Source organism: Liquorilactobacillus satsumensis DSM 16230 = JCM 12392 (assembly GCF_001435195.1).
Lineage (GTDB): Bacteria > Bacillota > Bacilli > Lactobacillales > Lactobacillaceae > Liquorilactobacillus > Liquorilactobacillus satsumensis.
This window is the reverse complement of the sequence record NZ_AZFQ01000050.1, coordinates 1-16,836: the sequence shown is the minus strand read 5'-3', so window position 1 is coordinate 16,836 and position 16,836 is coordinate 1. Positions and strand designations below refer to the sequence as shown.

Annotated in this window: 17 protein-coding genes and 1 other annotated feature; of the genes, 4 read left to right on the top strand and 13 right to left on the bottom strand. The window is 38.7% G+C overall.

The window, feature by feature from the left end; translation table 11 throughout:
- The first annotated feature begins 377 nt into the window (after positions 1–377).
- On the top strand, positions 378–1,292 hold the full coding sequence (locus FD50_RS08275) for a methyl-accepting chemotaxis protein (RefSeq protein WP_054756244.1): 915 nt from the start codon (positions 378–380) through the stop codon (positions 1,290–1,292).
- A gap of 412 nt (positions 1,293–1,704) precedes the next feature.
- On the opposite strand, the gene FD50_RS08270 is transcribed toward FD50_RS08275, so the two are convergent.
- The 5 genes from FD50_RS08270 to FD50_RS08250 form a co-directional block, all read right to left on the bottom strand.
- Positions 1,705–2,550, bottom strand: a complete 846-nt coding sequence (locus FD50_RS08270) for a transporter substrate-binding domain-containing protein (protein WP_056961112.1) — start codon at positions 2,548–2,550, stop codon at positions 1,705–1,707.
- An 81-nt stretch (positions 2,551–2,631) separates the two neighbouring features.
- Positions 2,632–3,372 carry an amino acid ABC transporter ATP-binding protein gene (locus tag FD50_RS08265; RefSeq protein WP_056961111.1) on the bottom strand — a complete coding sequence of 247 codons (741 nt, stop codon included), beginning with the start codon at positions 3,370–3,372 and terminating at the stop codon, positions 2,632–2,634.
- A gap of 17 nt (positions 3,373–3,389) precedes the next feature.
- The gene (locus FD50_RS08260; protein WP_056961110.1) at positions 3,390–4,064 is read right to left on the bottom strand and encodes an amino acid ABC transporter permease; all 675 of its coding nucleotides are present in this window, start codon (positions 4,062–4,064) and stop codon (positions 3,390–3,392) included.
- Positions 4,045–4,704: an amino acid ABC transporter permease gene (locus FD50_RS08255; protein ID WP_056961109.1), complete on the bottom strand. Its 660-nt coding sequence runs from the start codon at positions 4,702–4,704 to the stop codon at positions 4,045–4,047. The genes FD50_RS08260 and FD50_RS08255 overlap by 20 nt, the downstream gene beginning before the upstream one ends.
- A 399-nt stretch (positions 4,705–5,103) precedes the next feature.
- Positions 5,104–6,270, bottom strand: a complete 1,167-nt coding sequence (locus FD50_RS08250) for a trans-sulfuration enzyme family protein (RefSeq protein WP_056961108.1) — start codon at positions 6,268–6,270, stop codon at positions 5,104–5,106.
- Between the two features lie 546 nt (positions 6,271–6,816).
- Here FD50_RS08250 and FD50_RS08240 point away from each other — a divergent pair.
- Positions 6,817–8,187: an FAD-dependent oxidoreductase gene (locus FD50_RS08240; protein ID WP_056961106.1), complete on the top strand. Its 1,371-nt coding sequence runs from the start codon at positions 6,817–6,819 to the stop codon at positions 8,185–8,187.
- A 108-nt stretch (positions 8,188–8,295) separates the two neighbouring features.
- On the opposite strand, the gene FD50_RS08235 is transcribed toward FD50_RS08240, so the two are convergent.
- The 6 genes from FD50_RS08235 to FD50_RS08210 form a co-directional block, all read right to left on the bottom strand.
- Positions 8,296–9,420 carry a vitamin B12 independent methionine synthase gene (locus tag FD50_RS08235; protein WP_056961105.1) on the bottom strand — a complete coding sequence of 375 codons (1,125 nt, stop codon included), beginning with the start codon at positions 9,418–9,420 and terminating at the stop codon, positions 8,296–8,298.
- Positions 9,421–9,484: 64 nt separating this feature from the next.
- Positions 9,485–9,714: a binding site (T-box leader), on the bottom strand.
- A 302-nt stretch (positions 9,715–10,016) separates the two neighbouring features.
- Positions 10,017–10,847, bottom strand: a complete 831-nt coding sequence (locus FD50_RS08230; protein ID WP_056961104.1) for a PTS system mannose/fructose/sorbose family transporter subunit IID — start codon at positions 10,845–10,847, stop codon at positions 10,017–10,019.
- Positions 10,848–10,861: 14 nt separating this feature from the next.
- Positions 10,862–11,665: a PTS mannose/fructose/sorbose transporter subunit IIC gene (locus FD50_RS08225; RefSeq protein WP_056961103.1), complete on the bottom strand. Its 804-nt coding sequence runs from the start codon at positions 11,663–11,665 to the stop codon at positions 10,862–10,864.
- 7 nt (positions 11,666–11,672) lie between these two features.
- Positions 11,673–12,164, bottom strand: a complete 492-nt coding sequence (locus FD50_RS08220; RefSeq protein WP_056961102.1) for a mannose/fructose/sorbose PTS transporter subunit IIB — start codon at positions 12,162–12,164, stop codon at positions 11,673–11,675.
- Positions 12,164–12,595, bottom strand: a complete 432-nt coding sequence (locus FD50_RS08215) for a PTS sugar transporter subunit IIA (RefSeq protein WP_235803453.1) — start codon at positions 12,593–12,595, stop codon at positions 12,164–12,166. The genes FD50_RS08220 and FD50_RS08215 overlap by 1 nt, the downstream gene beginning before the upstream one ends.
- 5 nt (positions 12,596–12,600) lie before the next feature.
- Complete coding sequence (locus FD50_RS08210) at positions 12,601–13,398, bottom strand: SDR family oxidoreductase (RefSeq protein WP_056961101.1); 798 nt, start codon at positions 13,396–13,398, stop codon at positions 12,601–12,603.
- A 154-nt stretch (positions 13,399–13,552) separates the two neighbouring features.
- Here FD50_RS08210 and FD50_RS08205 point away from each other — a divergent pair, with 154 nt between their 5' ends.
- On the top strand, positions 13,553–14,515 hold the full coding sequence (locus FD50_RS08205) for a sugar-binding transcriptional regulator (protein ID WP_056961100.1): 963 nt from the start codon (positions 13,553–13,555) through the stop codon (positions 14,513–14,515).
- A gap of 124 nt (positions 14,516–14,639) precedes the next feature.
- Positions 14,640–15,881, top strand: coding sequence for an MDR/zinc-dependent alcohol dehydrogenase-like family protein (locus tag FD50_RS08200; RefSeq protein WP_056961099.1), 1,242 nt, complete (start codon positions 14,640–14,642; stop codon positions 15,879–15,881).
- Between the two features lie 97 nt (positions 15,882–15,978).
- On the opposite strand, the gene FD50_RS08195 is transcribed toward FD50_RS08200, so the two are convergent.
- Both FD50_RS08195 and FD50_RS08190 read right to left on the bottom strand, forming a co-directional pair.
- Positions 15,979–16,341: a TIGR02328 family protein gene (locus tag FD50_RS08195; RefSeq protein ID WP_056961098.1), complete on the bottom strand. Its 363-nt coding sequence runs from the start codon at positions 16,339–16,341 to the stop codon at positions 15,979–15,981.
- Positions 16,342–16,722, bottom strand: coding sequence for a DUF1722 domain-containing protein (locus tag FD50_RS08190; RefSeq protein WP_056961097.1), 381 nt, complete (start codon positions 16,720–16,722; stop codon positions 16,342–16,344).
- Positions 16,723–16,836: the final 114 nt, after the last annotated feature.

Sequence of the window (16,836 nt, the reverse complement as noted above, 5' to 3'; positions counted from 1 at the left end):
TAACCGTTCCTTTCACAACTGGGACTGCGTCAAAACATATTTTTTGGCCAGCTGCTTATTTTAGTCTACTGTAATGTATTTTAACTCTTTTCAACAATCACTTGGAATGTGGCTATTCACGCGCTGTCACTCAAGCTTGCTTCATTAATGTAGCTCCTATTTTGTAATACTACCATAAAAGCCCCTTTCGATGATAACTGCATTAGGTTAAAGCCCGTTAGCCGCCGTTTTACCCGCATTAATCGTTAGTTTATTTTTATACTGTGGCTTTCTAACCGTACGCCTTGCTTATTTCAAAAAGGAACTAAAAAATTAAATATTTTAGTCGATAATAACAAGTGAAGCTAAAAACAAACACGTATCCTCGGGAGGTAAAGATGGAAACAGACCAAATCATCAAACGCGCTGTTAATACTGCTTTTTCGCGAGAAATGGCAATCGTGATCTTTGACACCAATAAAAAAATTATCTATGCGACACCTTTATTCGCACAGACACTTAAATATTCACTTGCTGAACTCAAAAATCTCTACCATTATGATCTTTGTTTTTCAGATTTTGTAAAAAGTGAAAATTATCAAAAATTTTGGAATCTGCTTTTACAAGGACACAGTTATCAAGATCGAGTTATTCGAAAAGACAAAAACGCACAACAAGTTTTTTTTGAAGCCAATTACTTCCCTGTGCAAGATGAAAAAGGGGCAGTCATTGCTGTTATGAAAGTCTGCTTTGATATTACTGAGAGAACTAAACAGTTAGAAGCTTCACTCAAGGTAGTTCTTGATATTTCAGAAAAAATGAACAAAATTTCAGAAAATGGACAAAAAAACCTTGGTTCTTTGCGCAATAACATTGCACAAATTGAAACTTCTTCAACTGCCAACAAAAAAAGCAGCAAATTTTTATCAAATCGTTCTGAACAAACAAACGACATCGTCAAAACTATTCATGGAATCTCTAAACAGACTAATATGTTGGCTGTTAATGCTTCTATTGAAGCAGCACGTGCAGGTGAACTTGGGCGCGGTTTTGCGATCGTAGCTAAAGAGATTCGGAAGCTTTCAACCCAGGTTCGGGCGGAGGCTTCAGGAATCCAAGATCATATTGGTAATATTACAGAACAAGTTGATGCAATCTTGAATAGTTCGGAAGCGATTCTGCAGGTAACCACTTCTACGCAGACGGCGATGAAAACTAGTGCGGATTCCTACAATACACTTAGAAATACGGCGACACAGCTTCAGGCAGCGATGAATGCTCTCAATGAATTATTTATGGTAAAGAATGATTAGAAGAAGTGCCGACACCCTTGCGTCCAACCGCCGTGGACTAAGTCTGGCATTACAAAGTAACCCGGGTTTGGTTACGCGTAATGCTGGCTTAGGCACAGGAGGTTGCTGGGTGGAGCACGTTATGACCGAAGTGTCGACAAGCACCGTCAGACTTTGAGCACTAACGCCAAATTACAAAATAGTCGGCCTATGACTATGCGCAATTTGTGGTTAGGCGCAAAAGGCTGGTGATTGGAGCACGTTATGACCGAAGTGCCGACACCCCGCCGTAGACTAAGTCCGGTATTACAAATACTAAAATAAGCTCAGGAATGCGGCCAAAACTATCTGTTTTTAGCTTAACTTCCCGGGCTTATTTAGTAATCTATGCATTAACCTACCGTTGAACTGAACTTTTTATTCTAAAGCCCAGCTACTTATTTATCAAAATATCTGCAGAATTTACCTCAGAACTAAAGTATGGTTTCAAATCTGAATTATATGCTTTTTCAAAGAAACCATTTTGACGCAATTTCTTTATATCCTTATTAGTCCAATTCAACAATGAACTATTCCCCTTCTTAACTGCCGGAGCAATAGCCGAACTAGGCCCTAAAGTCTTGATTCCAACTGAATAATCTGGATGATTCTTAACCCAAGCATACAGATAAGAATTATCATCCGCTAAAGCAACTCCACGTTTGTTCTTCAATGCATTGAACTGCTGTGTTTTGGAATCAAACTTCAGAAGGTTAACATCTTTTTGTTTTTCTGTAAAATATGTCTCAGCAGTTGTTCCTTTGCTAACAATCACTGTCTTCCCCTTTAACTGAGCCACATCACTAATCCGTGATTCTTTTGGCGAGACTACCCCGACTGAAACTTTCATATATGGTTCCGCAAAATCAACGACTTTTTTACGGTCACTAGTCACAGTAAAGTTAGCCAAAACAAGATCAACTTTATTGGAGTTCAAAGCATCTACCCGGTTGTTAGCATTCACCTGCGTAAATTTAACCTTAACATTCAAGTCTTTGGCAAGCTGTCGCGCTAAAGTGACGTCATACCCGACGCGTTTGCCATCTTGATTAACCCAACCATAAGGCTTAAGGTCACCAAAAACTGCTACCCGCAAAACACCACGCTTTTTAATGGCACTTACAGAACTCTGATTATTGGAACTGCTGGAACTATTGCCACATCCAGCCAGTAAAAATATCAGCCCCAAAGATGCCACCACTCCTAAAAATAATTTTCTAAAAAAAACTTTTTTTCGCATAAAAATCCTCCCCTTATCCAGTTACTACTATATTTTAATGCGTTGATAACCTTAAAAAAAACAGCAGACATAATTTACCTATTAAAATGTCATACTTTCCAGAAATTCCCGTGCTCTTTGTGTTTTTGCGTGTTGGAAAAATTCTTTTCCAGGGGTTTGTTCCAAAATCCGTCCTTCTTCCAGAAAAAGAATTCGATCTGCAATTTGTGCTGCAAAATTCATTTCATGCGTAACAATAATCATTGTCATGTTGTCACGCTCTGATAGCTCTCGAATAATCTCCAAAATCCCACGAACCATTTCGGGATCTAACGAAGCTGTCACTTCGTCAAATAGCATTAGTTCAGGATGCAAGGCAAGAGCGCGAACAATTGCAACTCTTTGTTTCTGACCGCCCGAAAGCTGCCGCGGATACACCTCAGCATATTTCTCTAATCCTACACGCTGCAACAATTTTAAGGCTTCAGCAGTTGCTTCAGCACGTTGTCGTTTTTGCACTTTTAACGGTCCCAAAAGAATATTATCAAGGACGCTTAGATTGGGGAAAAGATCATAACTTTGAAAGACCATTCCAATTTTTTGCCGTAGCTGCGGCCAATTCTTTTCTTGTGGTGTAATTTGTTTACCACCGAAAAATAAAAAACCCGACTGAAATTGTTCCAATCCATTTAGACAACGAATTAAGGTGCTCTTTCCTGAACCGGAAGGACCTAACAGCGCTACTACCTCACCTTTTTGAATCTCAAAACTAATATCGTATAGTACCTGATGCTGCCCATAATATTTATTCAACTTATCAATCTTCAAAATTTGTTCTGGCATCTCTGTTTCCTCCATAATTAATGCTGTTTTGCAGCTAAACGGCGAGCCCACAAAGAAAGTGGATAATCGACGATAAAATAAAACAAAAAGATGATTCCATATATCCAGAAGATTCCATTTGGATATGTCTGTCGATTTGCCTCAATGATCTGCTGTCCAATATTAATGACATCCATCACACTGATAAGCATTAAAAGCGAAGTGGTCTTAACAACACGTGTTGCAAGATTAATTGTGGCAGGCAGTTCCAAAACAAGTGCTTGCGGTAATAACACATACCTAAACAACTGCCAGCCATTTAGGCCAAGTGCCAGCCCCGATTCTTTTTGGTGCTGCGGTACAGAAATCAAGGCTCCCCGAACGATATCACTGAATTCAGCCGCTACCCATAATGCAAAAGCCAGTACTGCCATTTGCTCAGCCGGCAAATTAAGATTCAGCTGACGGGGCAAAATATAATAAAATAAGAAAAGCAGCACAACCGAGGGTACTATTCGAAAAAACTCAAGATAAAGCCGTAACAAAATTCTCACTGGCCGATTCTTAGAAGTTCGTAAAATACCCAATCCAGTCCCAAGAATTAGCCCAATAATAAGCGCACAGATTGCAATCCAAACTGTCGTCCAGAGCCCTTCAAGTAACCGGACAAAATTATTTCCGGCAAACAAAATATTAGTTCCCAAATGAACCATACCTCACTTTCCGCTCTAGGATTGTTAAAATAATTGATAACGGAATCAAAATGATTGCATAAGCAAGTACTAGCATGAAAAGATACTCATTACTGCGATAATACAACCCAACCAAATCAAGTGCGGTATTTGTCAATTCTGGAATTGCAATTACTGAAAAAATTGAGGTCTCCTTGATTAAAAAAATAACATTGGCTGCCAGGGCCGGAACACTGAGCGTAAAACCCTGTGGAAAAACAACGTAACGGGCAAGTTGAAACTTATTCAGTCCAATTGCTTTACCTGCATCCAATTGGCTCTGTGAAACCCCGTTGAAACCGCCTGTAAAACCTTCTGCCATATAACTTCCACCCAGAAAAGCCAAACCAATAATTCCACAAACCTGCGCAGGCAATTTAATGCCAATTACAGGAAAGGCATAGTATAAAAAGAATAATTGGATTAATAGCGGAGTATTGCGGAAAAGCTCCACGTATACAGAAGCAACTTTACCTAAAAATGGCACTTTAAAATACTGCAAGAGACTGCAACAAACTCCAACTAGCAAAGCCCCTAATATGCCAACAAAGGAAAGCCAAAGCGTCAGTTCAAAGGCCTTAACAAATTGCGGAATTGCTTGTTGCATAATACTTAAATCCATCTTGTCTTCCTTCCATCTCTATTCTTTTTAAATTAATCACTAACTTATTCAGTTGATCCAAAATCTAATTGATTGTCGGTCGCTAGCTGAAAAAATCTTAAACAGGTTATTTTGAGCAGCATTAGCTTTACCCTTAATTGTTTATTCATTTTTTAATTATAAACAATACCGTTTCTAATTTTATCACCTATATCTCATAATTATGACAGTTCTAAGATTACTTCAGCCTAAGCTCAAAGTCAACTTTTCCAAGCCTAAAATCCTTGTTTGGCGGCGATTGTAAAGGAAATCAATTTATTAAATAAACAACATTTAGTTCGCAGTGTGCTTCCATTTTAATGTTAGTTATCACATAGACCACTGCTTTACAAAAATTTTTTTTAAAAAATGATGCAAAATTTAAACTGAGGCTGCCGTTTTCTTTCTTGCAACTGCCAGAGCGGCTCTAATATCGGCAATAAGGTCCTCGCAATCTTCAATCCCGATTGCACATCTAATTAATTGTGGAGTAATTCCTGCTTGAATTCTTTCTTGCGGCGGTAGCTCTGCATGGCTCATCTCGTACGGAAGTTCTACCAGACTTTCGACTGCCCCTAGACTAACCGCCAGTTTCAATAAATGTAGGTTATTTACAAAAGTAGTTGCATCCGTGTTGGCATCAAGTACGAAAGAGAAAACTCCTCCATACCCCCGACATTCACGTGCGGCAATTGCATGATCCTTTGTCCCTGCAATGCCCGGATAATTAAGCTGCACAACTTCTGGGCGCTGCTGTAAAAACTCAATCAAAGCAGCAACATTTTGTTGTTCACGTTCCATCCTCACCCCGAGTGTTTGAATTCCACGTCTTACCAAGTTAGCACTTTCTGGTGAGAGCACACCTCCAAGTGCATTCTGTACAAAATAAATTTTTTGTCCCAATGCAGCCGTCTTAGCAACTACTAAACCAGCAATTACATCAGAATGACCGCTCAAGTACTTAGTTGCAGAATGTACTACTAGGTCAGCCCCGAGTTCCAATGGACGTTGCAGATAAGGTGTCAAAAAAGTATTATCAACAATTGTTAACAAGTTATGCCTTTTGGCAATGGTTGCAATCTCCCTAACACTTGTGACTTGCAGCAATGGATTAGTAACAGGCTCAAAATAAATCGCCTTGGTATTGTTTTGGATCGCTGCTTCAACCTTCTCTAAATTCCGCGTATCAACCGTCGTAAATGCAATCCCTTGCAGCTTAAAGTACTGATTAAGCAAACGATACGTACCACCATATAGTTGGTCGCCTATCAAAATATGATCTCCAGGCCTAAAAATTGCAAAGGCAGCATGAATGGCAGCCATTCCAGATGCAAAAGCAAAACCACAAGCTCCATGCTCAAGTTGCGCAATTTGCTTTTCTAAAAATTCACGTGTGGGATTGCCTGAACGTGCATAGTCCCACCTAACATTTTCACCAACTTTAGGATACTGATAAGTAGACGAATTGTAGACTGGGATATTGACTGCCCCCGTGTTATTATCCTTAATTTCTTTGCCATGCACCAACTGCGTATTAAAACCTGCCATTATAAATTACCCCTTCCCATAAAAAAAAAGCATTCCCATCCAAGTTCTTACGAACAAGGACGGAAATGCTTTCCGTGCTACCACCTTAGTTTGAGTAATTCTCACAAATCACTCCTCAAGAAGTACGCCATTACAAATTGTAAATTGATACTTCGACCCTTTAACGGGAGTTCCCGTTACTGTCTCATTGTAAAAACAACTTAACAGTAAAGCTCCATCCAAGACCATCTTCAGCGTTTCACCAGCCCATCGCTTTTCACCAACCAGCGACTCTCTGACAGCAGCTCCACACGTACTCATCTTGCAGCTTATTTCATTTATATAGTGTTCACATTATTGTTCATTTACTGATAAATGTCAACCATATTTCACAAAAAAATGTGCTGTTGTTTTTTTCTGCAACTTTCGCTAAAAAATTAAATTTTATTTTTAAAAAAGAAAAGTGTTTTGTTTGACTGTAGTTTAGAATTATTCTAAAATGCACAGTGGACGGATAACTAGTTCCTAGCAGTTATTCAATAACCAACATTACAGGAGGTTGTTTTAATGGCTAAAACAAAGGTAGTAATCGTCGGAGCATCACACGGCGGACATCAATCAATTCTTGAATTGTTACAACGTTATACAGATGTCGAGATCACAATGTTTGAGGCAGGAGATTTCGTTTCATTTATGTCCTGTGGGATGCAGTTATATCTTGAAAATAGCGTTACTGATGTAACTGATGTGCGCAACTTTGAACCACAGCAATTCACTAAGCAGGGCGTGCATATTCTAAACAACCATGAAGTAACGAAGATTAACGCAGACGACAAGACTGTCACTGTTAAAGATACACGCACCGCCAAGACAGAAGAAGTCGCATATGATAAATTGATCTTAAGCTCAGGGGTAGTTCCAAAAGAGCTCCCCGTCCCTGGTAAAGATCTCGAAAATGTTTACTTAATGCGCGGTTATGACTGGGCTACCAACATTAAACAAAAATTGGAAGATCCTGCTGTCAAAAACATAACAGTAATCGGTGCTGGATACATCGGAATCGAAGCTGCCGAAGCAAGTCGCAAAGCTGGCAAAAACGTAACTTTGTTAGACGTAATCCCGCGTCCTTTGGGAACCTATCTTGATCCAGAAATGACTTCAATTCTTGAAAAAGAGCTCAAAACTCAAGGTGTCAATGTTGTCATGAATGCCAAGATTACCGCATTTACGGGTACGAATAAAGTCGCAGCAGTCAAAACGGAAAATGGTGAATATCCTAGTGATCTTGTGATTCAGGCCGCGGGTATTAAACCAAACACAGCCTGGTTAAAAGGAACTGTTGCCTTAGATGATCATGGATTCATTAAAACAGATGAATATTTGCGTACTAATTTGTCCGATGTATATGCTCTAGGCGATGCGACACTTGCACATTCTGTGGCAGCCAATGCGCAAATTCCAATTGCATTAGCAACCGTAGCTCGTCGTGAAGCACGCTATCTTGTGCAGCATCTTTTCGATAAAAAGCCAGCACGTCCTTTTAAGGGTGTCGTGGGTTCATCTGCATTGAGTGTTTTTGATTATCATTTTGCAACCGCTGGTTTAAATCAAACTACTGCCAAACGTGTCGGTTTAGATATTAAAACTTCCTTCTATCGTGACAATCTGCGCCCACAATATGTCCCGACAAATAAAGGAAACGTGCCAGTTTTCGTTAAATTAGCTTTTGAGCCCTTGTCTCATCGGATTGTTGGCGGAGCTGTTCTTTCTAAGTACGATATTACTGCACAAGGTAATGTCATCGCTTTAGCAATTCAACAGCACCTTCGTCTTGAAGAGCTTGCAGAAGCAGATTTCTTCTTCCAACCTGGATTTGACCGTCAATGGAGCTTATTAAATCTGGCAGCACAACATGCTTTAGGCGAAAATCCCTTCTAAATCTAAGCAAGGCTTAACTGCCACTAGCAATTACTGAAATAATAAAAGAGCGACTTCATCCGTTTGGAAAAAAGTCGCTCTTTTATTATTAATCAATTCCTGATTTTTTTACCAGACCTTGTCAGCCACTCTTTTAACCAAGTCAATCTTGGCCCATTGCTGTTCTTCAGTTAACACATTGCCTTCTTCCGTCGAAGCAAATCCGCACTGGGTTGAAAGTGCTAGATTCGTAAGCGGAACATATTCAGCTGCTTCTTTGAGTCGTGCAATCAAACTCTGTTCATCTTCAAGCGTTCCATCTTTAGAAGTAACAAGTCCTAAAACAATTCTTTTTTCTTTTCGTCCATTAAAGATCGTCTTAAGCGGGGCAAAATCACCGGAACGTTCATTATCATATTCTAAGAAGAAACCGTCGTAATTCAATTGTGCTAAATACTTAGCGACGACATCATAGCCACCTGCAAACAAGAAGGTCGATTTAAAATTACCGCGACAAATATGTGTGGTGACTGTCAGATCTGCTGGCAGACCGGTCAAAAGCTCATTAATTACAGCAACGGACTCTTGGGCAAGTGTGACGTACTTAGCATATTCTTGGGGTTGATGCTTAGATTCATTCAATTTACTGATCAAAAAAGCCCACGTTGTATCATCAATTTGAAGATAACGCGCACCTAATTCGTAGAAATGCAAAATAGTTTGTCGGTAAGCTGTCGCCAAGTCATGTAAATAAGCGCTGCGTTGTTCGTAGAAATGCGGCCAATTGTCCGAGCGATTGTCTCTAAAAAGCATTGTGGGTGAGGGGATTGTCTGTTTAGGCACTACCCCTGCAGGCACAGCTGCTTGCAGTGTTTTAAACGCATCAAAAAAGGGATGCTTTGGATTATAAGCTACCTTGCCTGCAAGTTCAGCATTATCTGTTCGTGTCTTTGCTCCTTTAAATTGATAACTTTTTTGATAGTCGTATTTTGCGACTCCTTTCAGGCCCCATAGGAAATCTAGATGCCACCAACTCCGACTGAATTCTCCATCTGTTACTGCTTTCAATCCATGTGCAGCTTCTTTTTCAACTAACTTTTTAATCTGTTCCTGCCGAATCGTCAAAAAAGCGTCCTCAGTTAAACTGCCTGTCCTTCTTTTGGCCAAAGCATCCTTAAGCGCAGGTGTGCGCAAAAAACTCCCCACAATATCATAACGAAATGGCCCGACCTTTGTTTCATTCTGTGTTGTCATCGCTGTTCCTCCTAAAATTGTAATCAAAAAATAAAAAAACGTCCTCCTTTTGCTTTATTGCAAAAATAAGGACGTTCTTGACGTGTTGCCACCTTAGTTTAAGAACAGTTCACACTGTTCCCCTCTTAGGGTCTTTACCTACCCTTACGCGCTAATGGGCGCACCCATGAATACTTAACTATTCGGTGTTCTCACTTCCAGACCATCTTCAAGCGAGGTTCATTACTTCTTTTCAGCACCCAGAAGTTCTCTTGAATGGAACACTCGTTTTACTCATCTGTTCATTGTTTTTATTAATTTAATTGAGGTTATGCTAAGCCAATTCTTGTAAAAAGTCAACTTAGATTACTTTTTATTAGATTTAATCCGATACGTTGCATTAATGACCTTAATTAATATATTTATGCTTTATAAAACATGTGTTATTTCTAATATTATTAACAATATACCCGCTAACATGTAAAGAAGATTAAAATGTGGTGTCCGTTTGCTGTCTTTTTTACGTGCGCAAATCTTTGGAAAGATCGTACCTGAAAAAATTAACAATATACCTGTGATTAAAGTAATCCCTCCATCAGTCATTAAATCCCTCCGAGCTACTTAAGAATACCTAGACCATATCCAATTATTCCAAGACCAAACAATGCAAAAATTAAAATTATTGGATTGATTTTCTTTTTCAAAAAATACATCATCAACAGCGTTAATCCCAGCGCTGGTAAGCCAGGACAAAGCTGATCAAGAATTTGTTGAAAAGTAGTTGTAGTTGTCTTTCCAGCTGTTGTTGTTGATGAGACAACAAGTGGAATATTGATTGTTGTCCACTTAGTTACTAGGACGCCCATTATAAACAATCCCAGCACAGAAGCCCCTTCAGTCAGCTTAGGTAGCAAGTTCCCAGAAATATCTTTTACAAGTGCTAGCCCTCTATTTAAGCCTAATTGAAGTCCATACCATTTAAGGGACAAACGTACACCATTAAAAGCTAGGAAGAAAATCAAAGGACCAAACCATGATCCTTGCAAGGCTAGGGAAGCACCTAATGCTGCTAAAATAGGTCTGAGTGTTCCCCACATCAATGGATCCCCAACACCCGCAAGTGGTCCCATTAAACCAACTTTTAAGCTTTGGATTGTACCTTCATCAATTTTTTCTCCATCTGAGCGTCCCTTCTCCAATGCCATGGTAATCCCAACTATTGGCCCACAAAATGCTGGTGTTACATTGAAAAAAGTAAGATGTCTTTTGAGGGCTTTTATTCTCTCCTCTTTTGTCTTATAAACCCTTCTAATAGTTGGAATCATGTCCACACAAAATGCTAATCCATGAATAGTCTCAAAGTTAAAGGACGCTTGTTGAAAGTTCTCAAAAATGAACGTCTGAAAAATATCTTTTTTGGTTAATTTGGTATCTTTCTTATTCTCCATAATAAAGTCTCCTTTTAATCCTCTAGCTCATCATCAGCTAAACTTCCATCTTGATTGCTTTCAATAGCAGAAGTTTTAGTAATATTCGCAAATTTCGGATTTAGTTGAACATAGATAATTGCAAAAATTAGGCCTATCACTCCAAATGCTAACAAGCTTAATTTTAAGTACCCTCCCAAAACAAATCCTAAATAGAAAAAGGGCATCAGATACTTAACACTCATCATATTTAAGATCATTGCATAACCAACTACTACGATAAAACCTCCGGCGACAGTTAAACCACCAGTCACAACTTTCGGTAAAGCATCCAGCAATGCTTTAACCATATCCGGACTAACAAAGACTGCAACCAATGTAGTTGGTACAGAAACTCTGAGAGCTTGGACAAATAAAGCAGAAAAATGAAGAATTTCAATTGCTTTAAAATTAGCATTGTCAGCTGCTTTCAGAGCAGCATGTTGAAAAGCAACTGTGATTGTTCGAGCAAAGACAGTTAAAACTTGACCCGCAGCTGCTACAGGAAGAGCAATCGCAATGCCCTTGCCAATACTTTGCCCACCCACAATTACTAAAATAGTTGAAATTGTACTAGCTAAAGCAGAATCAGGAGATTGTGCAGCTCCAATATTCATCCACCCTAATGCGATTAACTCTAAAGTTCCACCTAGTACAAGTCCTTTAGCTGGATCTCCCAGAATCAAGCCCATCACACTGCATGCAATTAAGGGGCGATGCGTTTGAAATTCATCTAACACACTTCCACTGCCGACAATTGAAGACCAAATAAAAATTAAAATGATTTGCAATATTGACATGCTTAATTCACCCCTTAAATTTTTCTGAGATCTTATCCATAATATTAATATGAGGGTCTGACTCTACTACCTGAAGATCTAAAGTAACTCCCGCTTGATCCAATTTTGTAAAAGCATCAACATCTTGTTGGTCGAGCGATACGGATTTTGTAATCTGTGTCTTTCCTTCACTGTATTGCATTCCACCGATATTTAACCGTTCCAAAGGAACTCCAGCTTCTACTAACCGCAATACTTCTATGGGCTTTGTAAAAAGATAAAAAACTTTGTCATCTTGATATTTAGGATTTTTATATACCGCTGCTGCTTTCGTAACATTAACCACATTCACTTTCATACCTGGAGGACAGGCTTGCTTTAAAAGAGTTTTCCTAATATTGTCTTTATAAACATCTTCATCAACAACTATGATCCGATCTGCTGCCGCCTTTTTTGACCATACAGTCGTGACCTGTCCATGAATAAGACGATCGTCTATTCTCGCTAATGTAATAATCATCAGAAGTCCTCCCTTTCATCTTGTTGTTCCTGCAAAACATTACTCAAAACTTTCGTGTATGACTCACAATTAGCTAAAAGATAGTGCACAAGCTCAGCAACATTCATCGTCTTTTTTTGACTTGCAACTTCAAGACAAAGTGGCAAGGACATTCCTGCAACAACGTCTGTAACTCGATGTTGTAAATATAATGTAGCAGCTGCATTATAAGGGGTCCCTGAAAAAAGATCAGCTATTACCAACGTTTCCTTTTTCTCATCAACTGTTTGAAGTACCTTTTCCAATTTGTTTGTTAATTCTTGAAGTCCTTCTTGAGGTAGAAAAGTTATCGGATAAAACTCATCGACTTTTCCAAAGATCATTTCTACAGCATTTTTCATGCTAACAGCAATCTGATGATGACCAATCAAAATAATATTCAATGCATTCACCCCACTTATCCTCTTGACTTTCCACCAGCAACATTAACTGTGACTCCTGTGATATAACCGGCTTTATCTGAAAGAAGAAAGGCTACAAAGCTGGCCACTTCGCTCAATTTACCGCTCCGACCCAGCGGGGTGGTTGAGGTACTTTTATACCCCTCACGCAATTTCTCTATTGTAATTCCACGTGTATAAGCCAGCGCTTGCTCATAGCTGAGCGTTCTTAAGCCTGTTGCTTCCATAATTCCTGGTGCTACTCCTACAACACGCACATCATATTTCCCTAATTCTTTTGCCCAAGATCTACTTAATCCATTAATTGCAGCCTTAGTACCAGAATAAATACTCTGCCCTTGGGATCCTTCCAGACCAGCTTCAGAAGACATATTCACAATAACTCCTTTGCGCTGCTGTGCTAATACTCGTCCGACTGCCTGAGACATCAAAAATACGCTTTTGACATTTACAGTAAACATTTTTTCAAAAGCTGTTTCACTAATTTCATACTGTCCTCTCGGTTCATCTAGATCTATCAGCAATCGCGGAAGATTAATGCCTGCATTATTTACGACGCCATCGATAGTCCCATATCTTTTTACTGCTTTTTGAACCGTTTCTTCAACTTGTGTCACAGAAGTTACGTCCGTTTTAATAAAAGTTAAATGGTTATTCTCTAAATCTCCTTTTTTCAAATCTGCATTTACCACATTAGCACCAACATCAAGCAGTTCCCTGACAATTGCCTTGCCAATCCCAGAAGAACCTCCAGTAACAATAAAAGTCTTGTTCGTTAATTTTAACCAGTTCATTGCATTTCCTCCTAAAAATATCATATGTGATAAAAGCGTTTTACATTGTTTACATCTTTATGCCTATAGAATAAACGCATATTTTTATAATGTAAACGCTTTTTTATTTTTTTCACATATGTGATACAATCAGTATAAAGAAAGAAGGATGTTTATGACTTACTCAAATTCCAAACAAATCGAACGTTTAATACAAATTTCAGAATTATATTATGAACAGAATTACTCTCAAAAACAAATTTCAGAAATGTTACACATTCACCGGACCGAGATTAGTCGTTTGTTAAAAGCAGCTCGTCAAGTTGGAGTCGTCAAAATATCGGTTGCTCCTCCAATAAATCAAGAAAACATTGAATTAGCAAACTTCATATGCCAAAATTTCAATTTAAGAAAAGCAATCATCGTTCCAACAGAAAACAACAGTAATTATGCTGACGATCTCGAAAGTATCTCTGTCTACACTAATAGCCTTCTTAATGAATTAATCAAAGACAACTGTGCAATTGGTATGTCATGGGGAGAAACCATTAAAAAAGTTGTGGAAAATTTCTTTCTATCAAAAAAAGCAAAAAACATTTCTGTGGTCCCTTTGATTGGTAGTCCCATGGGCAAGCTTGATATTTCTTGCCAAGCTAATCATCTAGTTCACCAAATGAGTAGTAAAATTCCTGATTCAAAATTATTTTCACTTGATTCACCTGTTTTTATTAATTCAGAGAAAATTATGCGGGAAATTCTTTCTACAGAAACAAATAGAAGCACTGTCAGGCTCTGGCAAAAAATAAACATCGCAATTGTAGGAATTGGAAGTGCAAAAATGGTAGACAATTACAACTGGCATGCTTTTTACCAAAAAGAAGGTTCTGCGGGAATCTATCAAAATTCTATGGTGGGTGATGTTTTATCCCAATCTTTTTCGGTAGAAGGTGATGAATATCAAGAAATTTATCCCAATCTAGTCGGTGCAAGTTTATCTCAACTTCGCAAAATGGAAACTGTGATTGGCGTGGCTGCTGGGGAAAGGAAAACTGAAGCTATTGTTGGAGGATTGCGGGCTAATCTTTTTGATGTTCTAATTACTACTGATAAAGTTGCACGTAAGATTCGTTTAGCCTAATTAATCACATTTGTGAATATATTTTAAAAACACTTTCGTAATGTCAAAAAGATGTTATTATGGTTTTGATAAAAGCGCTTTAATTAAAATATCTTTAAATCACAAATGTGAAGGAGTCTTAAAAATGGAAAGTATTGGTCTTAGAATTCACGGAAAAGAAGATCTCAGAATCGAGAAGTTTGAACTTCCAGAAATAAAAGATGATGAAATTCTAGCAACTGTCGTTAGCGATACAATGTGTATGTCTTCTTGGAAACTAGCCAAGGAAGGTGAAGATCACAAAAAAACTCCAAATAATCTCAACAATAATCCAGCATTAATTGGGCATGAGTTTGCTGGGAAGATTTTGAAAGTTGGAAAAAAATGGAGACAAGCCTTTTCAGCAGGTGAGGACTATGTAATACAGCCCAATTTAGCAAGAGATGACACCCCCTTTGTACCAGGTTACTCCTATCCTTATATCGGTGGAGACGCAACATTAATTGTAATTCCAAATGAAGTGATGGAACTCAGTTGCTTAATTCCGTTTCATGGTCAGGCCTACTACGAAGGATCACTGTGTGAACCCTTAAGCTGTGTTATTGCAGCTTTTGATGCACAATTCCATCTCATCCCCCACACTTACAATCATAAAATGGGAATTCGAGAAAACGGAAATTTGTTATTACTTGGTGGGACAGGTCCGATGGGGCTCCTTGCGATTGATTATGCAATTCATGCTGAAGTTAAACCCAAGACGCTCGTTGTAACCGACATCAATCAAGCTAAACTGGACCGTGCCAAGAAATTATATCCTTCTGATGAAGTTGAAATGGTATTTATAAATGTTAATAATTTATCAATTGAGGAACAAAAGAATTTATTGTTAAAAGCTGTGAATAATGAAGGCTACGACGATGTCTTCACCTTGATTAGCGTTGCACCTATTGTGACACTTGCGGGCGAACTCCTTCGTGCAGATGGCTGCTTAAATCAGTTTGCTGGCCCAGTTAATAAAGATTTCAAAGCAACACTGAATTTTTATGATGTACACTACAATTTTACCCACGTAGCAGGTACGTCTGGTGGCAATGCTGCAAATGAAGCTAAAGCAGCTGAAATAATTGCAAGTGGTAAACTAAATGTTGCGAAGGTTATTACACATGTATTAGGATTAGATGCAGCTGCAGAAACCACACTAAATCAGCCAAGTATTGGTGGTGGTAAGAAATTAACCTATCCAACTAAACAATTTACCAGAATCGATTTGGCAAAGGTCGACCCAACAACCACGCTCGGTAAAATTCTCGCAAAACATAATGGTCTTTGGTCACCAGAAGCTGAACAATGGATTCTCAAAAATATGCCTGATATTACTGTAATATAAAAGTTACTCAATCTTAAAAGGCCAAGAAATACAAATGTAAGGATCGGCTTTGATCTGTCAAGCTCACATTTGCCTATTTCTTGGCCTCTTTTGATTTTTATAAAGTAATTCCCTTAGCTGCCAAATTATCTAGACATTCTTTTAAATAAGCTGCATTATGCTCAGGGTAGATGGGAGAAGTCAGCGCGACAGCTTGCAACTGGCTGTAAGCCGAGCAACTGGTTCCCCGATATTCTGCAGTAAACCATGTCTGATTTGGATGATAACCGCGGCGCAACATCTCATTTAGTACTATTAAATGGAACTGATATAATTTATAAGGTGAATACTGGAACACATAATTAACAGTTGCATGTGGTCGTCCCCACCCGTTTCCGCGAAGTGCAGCTACTTCTCGATGCTGACCTAAAAGTTGTTGGCGTGGCAAACTTGAAATCAAACTTTGATGCCATAAGCGCATCTATTTCACCTCTTTAAATTGCAGGATTAAGCGCGCTTTTTCAAGATATGCCACATGATACTTGAAAGTTAGCTTTGTCAAAAATGGTCCAAGTTGATCATTTTCAGGAGTCAGCACATTTAGATAGTCAAGGTATTTTTTCTTTTCAGTGCTGTCTGCACATTTTTTAAAATATCCCCAGACATGCTGATACGCAGTTGTGAGAGTTGCTGTTGTCGGTTTTAGCGCCTCTGCTTGTTGCAACAACTCTTGATACTTTTTTTCCTTAGTTTCTGTCCAATCATTATTAGCTGCCATCATTCTGATTTCATTATAGAATTGCTGCGAGCGCGACATGACCCAATACTTATGTTCTGCCCAAGATTCTTGCCAAGCTAACATTGTCTACTCCCCTTTAACTTGAATACTTTATTATAACTTGAATACTTTATTATAACTTGGGGCTGTGACAAAAGTCCTCTAAAATAAAAGAGATTGTCGAAAATCGTTCTGGGA

Excerpts from the sequence above, each read along its gene's own strand:
- FD50_RS08210 (WP_056961101.1), bottom strand. The coding sequence starts at position 13,398 with ATGAACTGGTTAAAATTAACGAACAAGACTTTTATTGTTACTGGAGGT.
- FD50_RS08250 (WP_056961108.1), bottom strand. The coding sequence starts at position 6,270 with ATGGCAGGTTTTAATACGCAGTTGGTGCATGGCAAAGAAATTAAGGAT.
- FD50_RS08220 (WP_056961102.1), bottom strand. The coding sequence starts at position 12,164 with ATGATTATTACATTAGCGAGAATAGACGATCGTCTTATTCATGGACAG.
- FD50_RS08200 (WP_056961099.1), top strand. The coding sequence starts at position 14,640 with ATGGAAAGTATTGGTCTTAGAATTCACGGAAAAGAAGATCTCAGAATC.
- FD50_RS08265 (WP_056961111.1), bottom strand. The coding sequence starts at position 3,372 with ATGCCAGAACAAATTTTGAAGATTGATAAGTTGAATAAATATTATGGG.
- FD50_RS08230 (WP_056961104.1), bottom strand. The coding sequence starts at position 10,847 with ATGGAGAATAAGAAAGATACCAAATTAACCAAAAAAGATATTTTTCAG.
- FD50_RS08195 (WP_056961098.1), bottom strand. The coding sequence starts at position 16,341 with ATGCGCTTATGGCATCAAAGTTTGATTTCAAGTTTGCCACGCCAACAA.
- FD50_RS08240 (WP_056961106.1), top strand. The coding sequence starts at position 6,817 with ATGGCTAAAACAAAGGTAGTAATCGTCGGAGCATCACACGGCGGACAT.
- FD50_RS08235 (WP_056961105.1), bottom strand. The coding sequence starts at position 9,420 with ATGACAACACAGAATGAAACAAAGGTCGGGCCATTTCGTTATGATATT.
- FD50_RS08255 (WP_056961109.1), bottom strand. The coding sequence starts at position 4,704 with ATGGATTTAAGTATTATGCAACAAGCAATTCCGCAATTTGTTAAGGCC.
- FD50_RS08260 (WP_056961110.1), bottom strand. The coding sequence starts at position 4,064 with ATGGTTCATTTGGGAACTAATATTTTGTTTGCCGGAAATAATTTTGTC.
- FD50_RS08205 (WP_056961100.1), top strand. The coding sequence starts at position 13,553 with ATGACTTACTCAAATTCCAAACAAATCGAACGTTTAATACAAATTTCA.
- FD50_RS08270 (WP_056961112.1), bottom strand. The coding sequence starts at position 2,550 with ATGCGAAAAAAAGTTTTTTTTAGAAAATTATTTTTAGGAGTGGTGGCA.
- FD50_RS08225 (WP_056961103.1), bottom strand. The coding sequence starts at position 11,665 with ATGTCAATATTGCAAATCATTTTAATTTTTATTTGGTCTTCAATTGTC.
- FD50_RS08275 (WP_054756244.1), top strand. The coding sequence starts at position 378 with ATGGAAACAGACCAAATCATCAAACGCGCTGTTAATACTGCTTTTTCG.
- FD50_RS08190 (WP_056961097.1), bottom strand. The coding sequence starts at position 16,722 with ATGTTAGCTTGGCAAGAATCTTGGGCAGAACATAAGTATTGGGTCATG.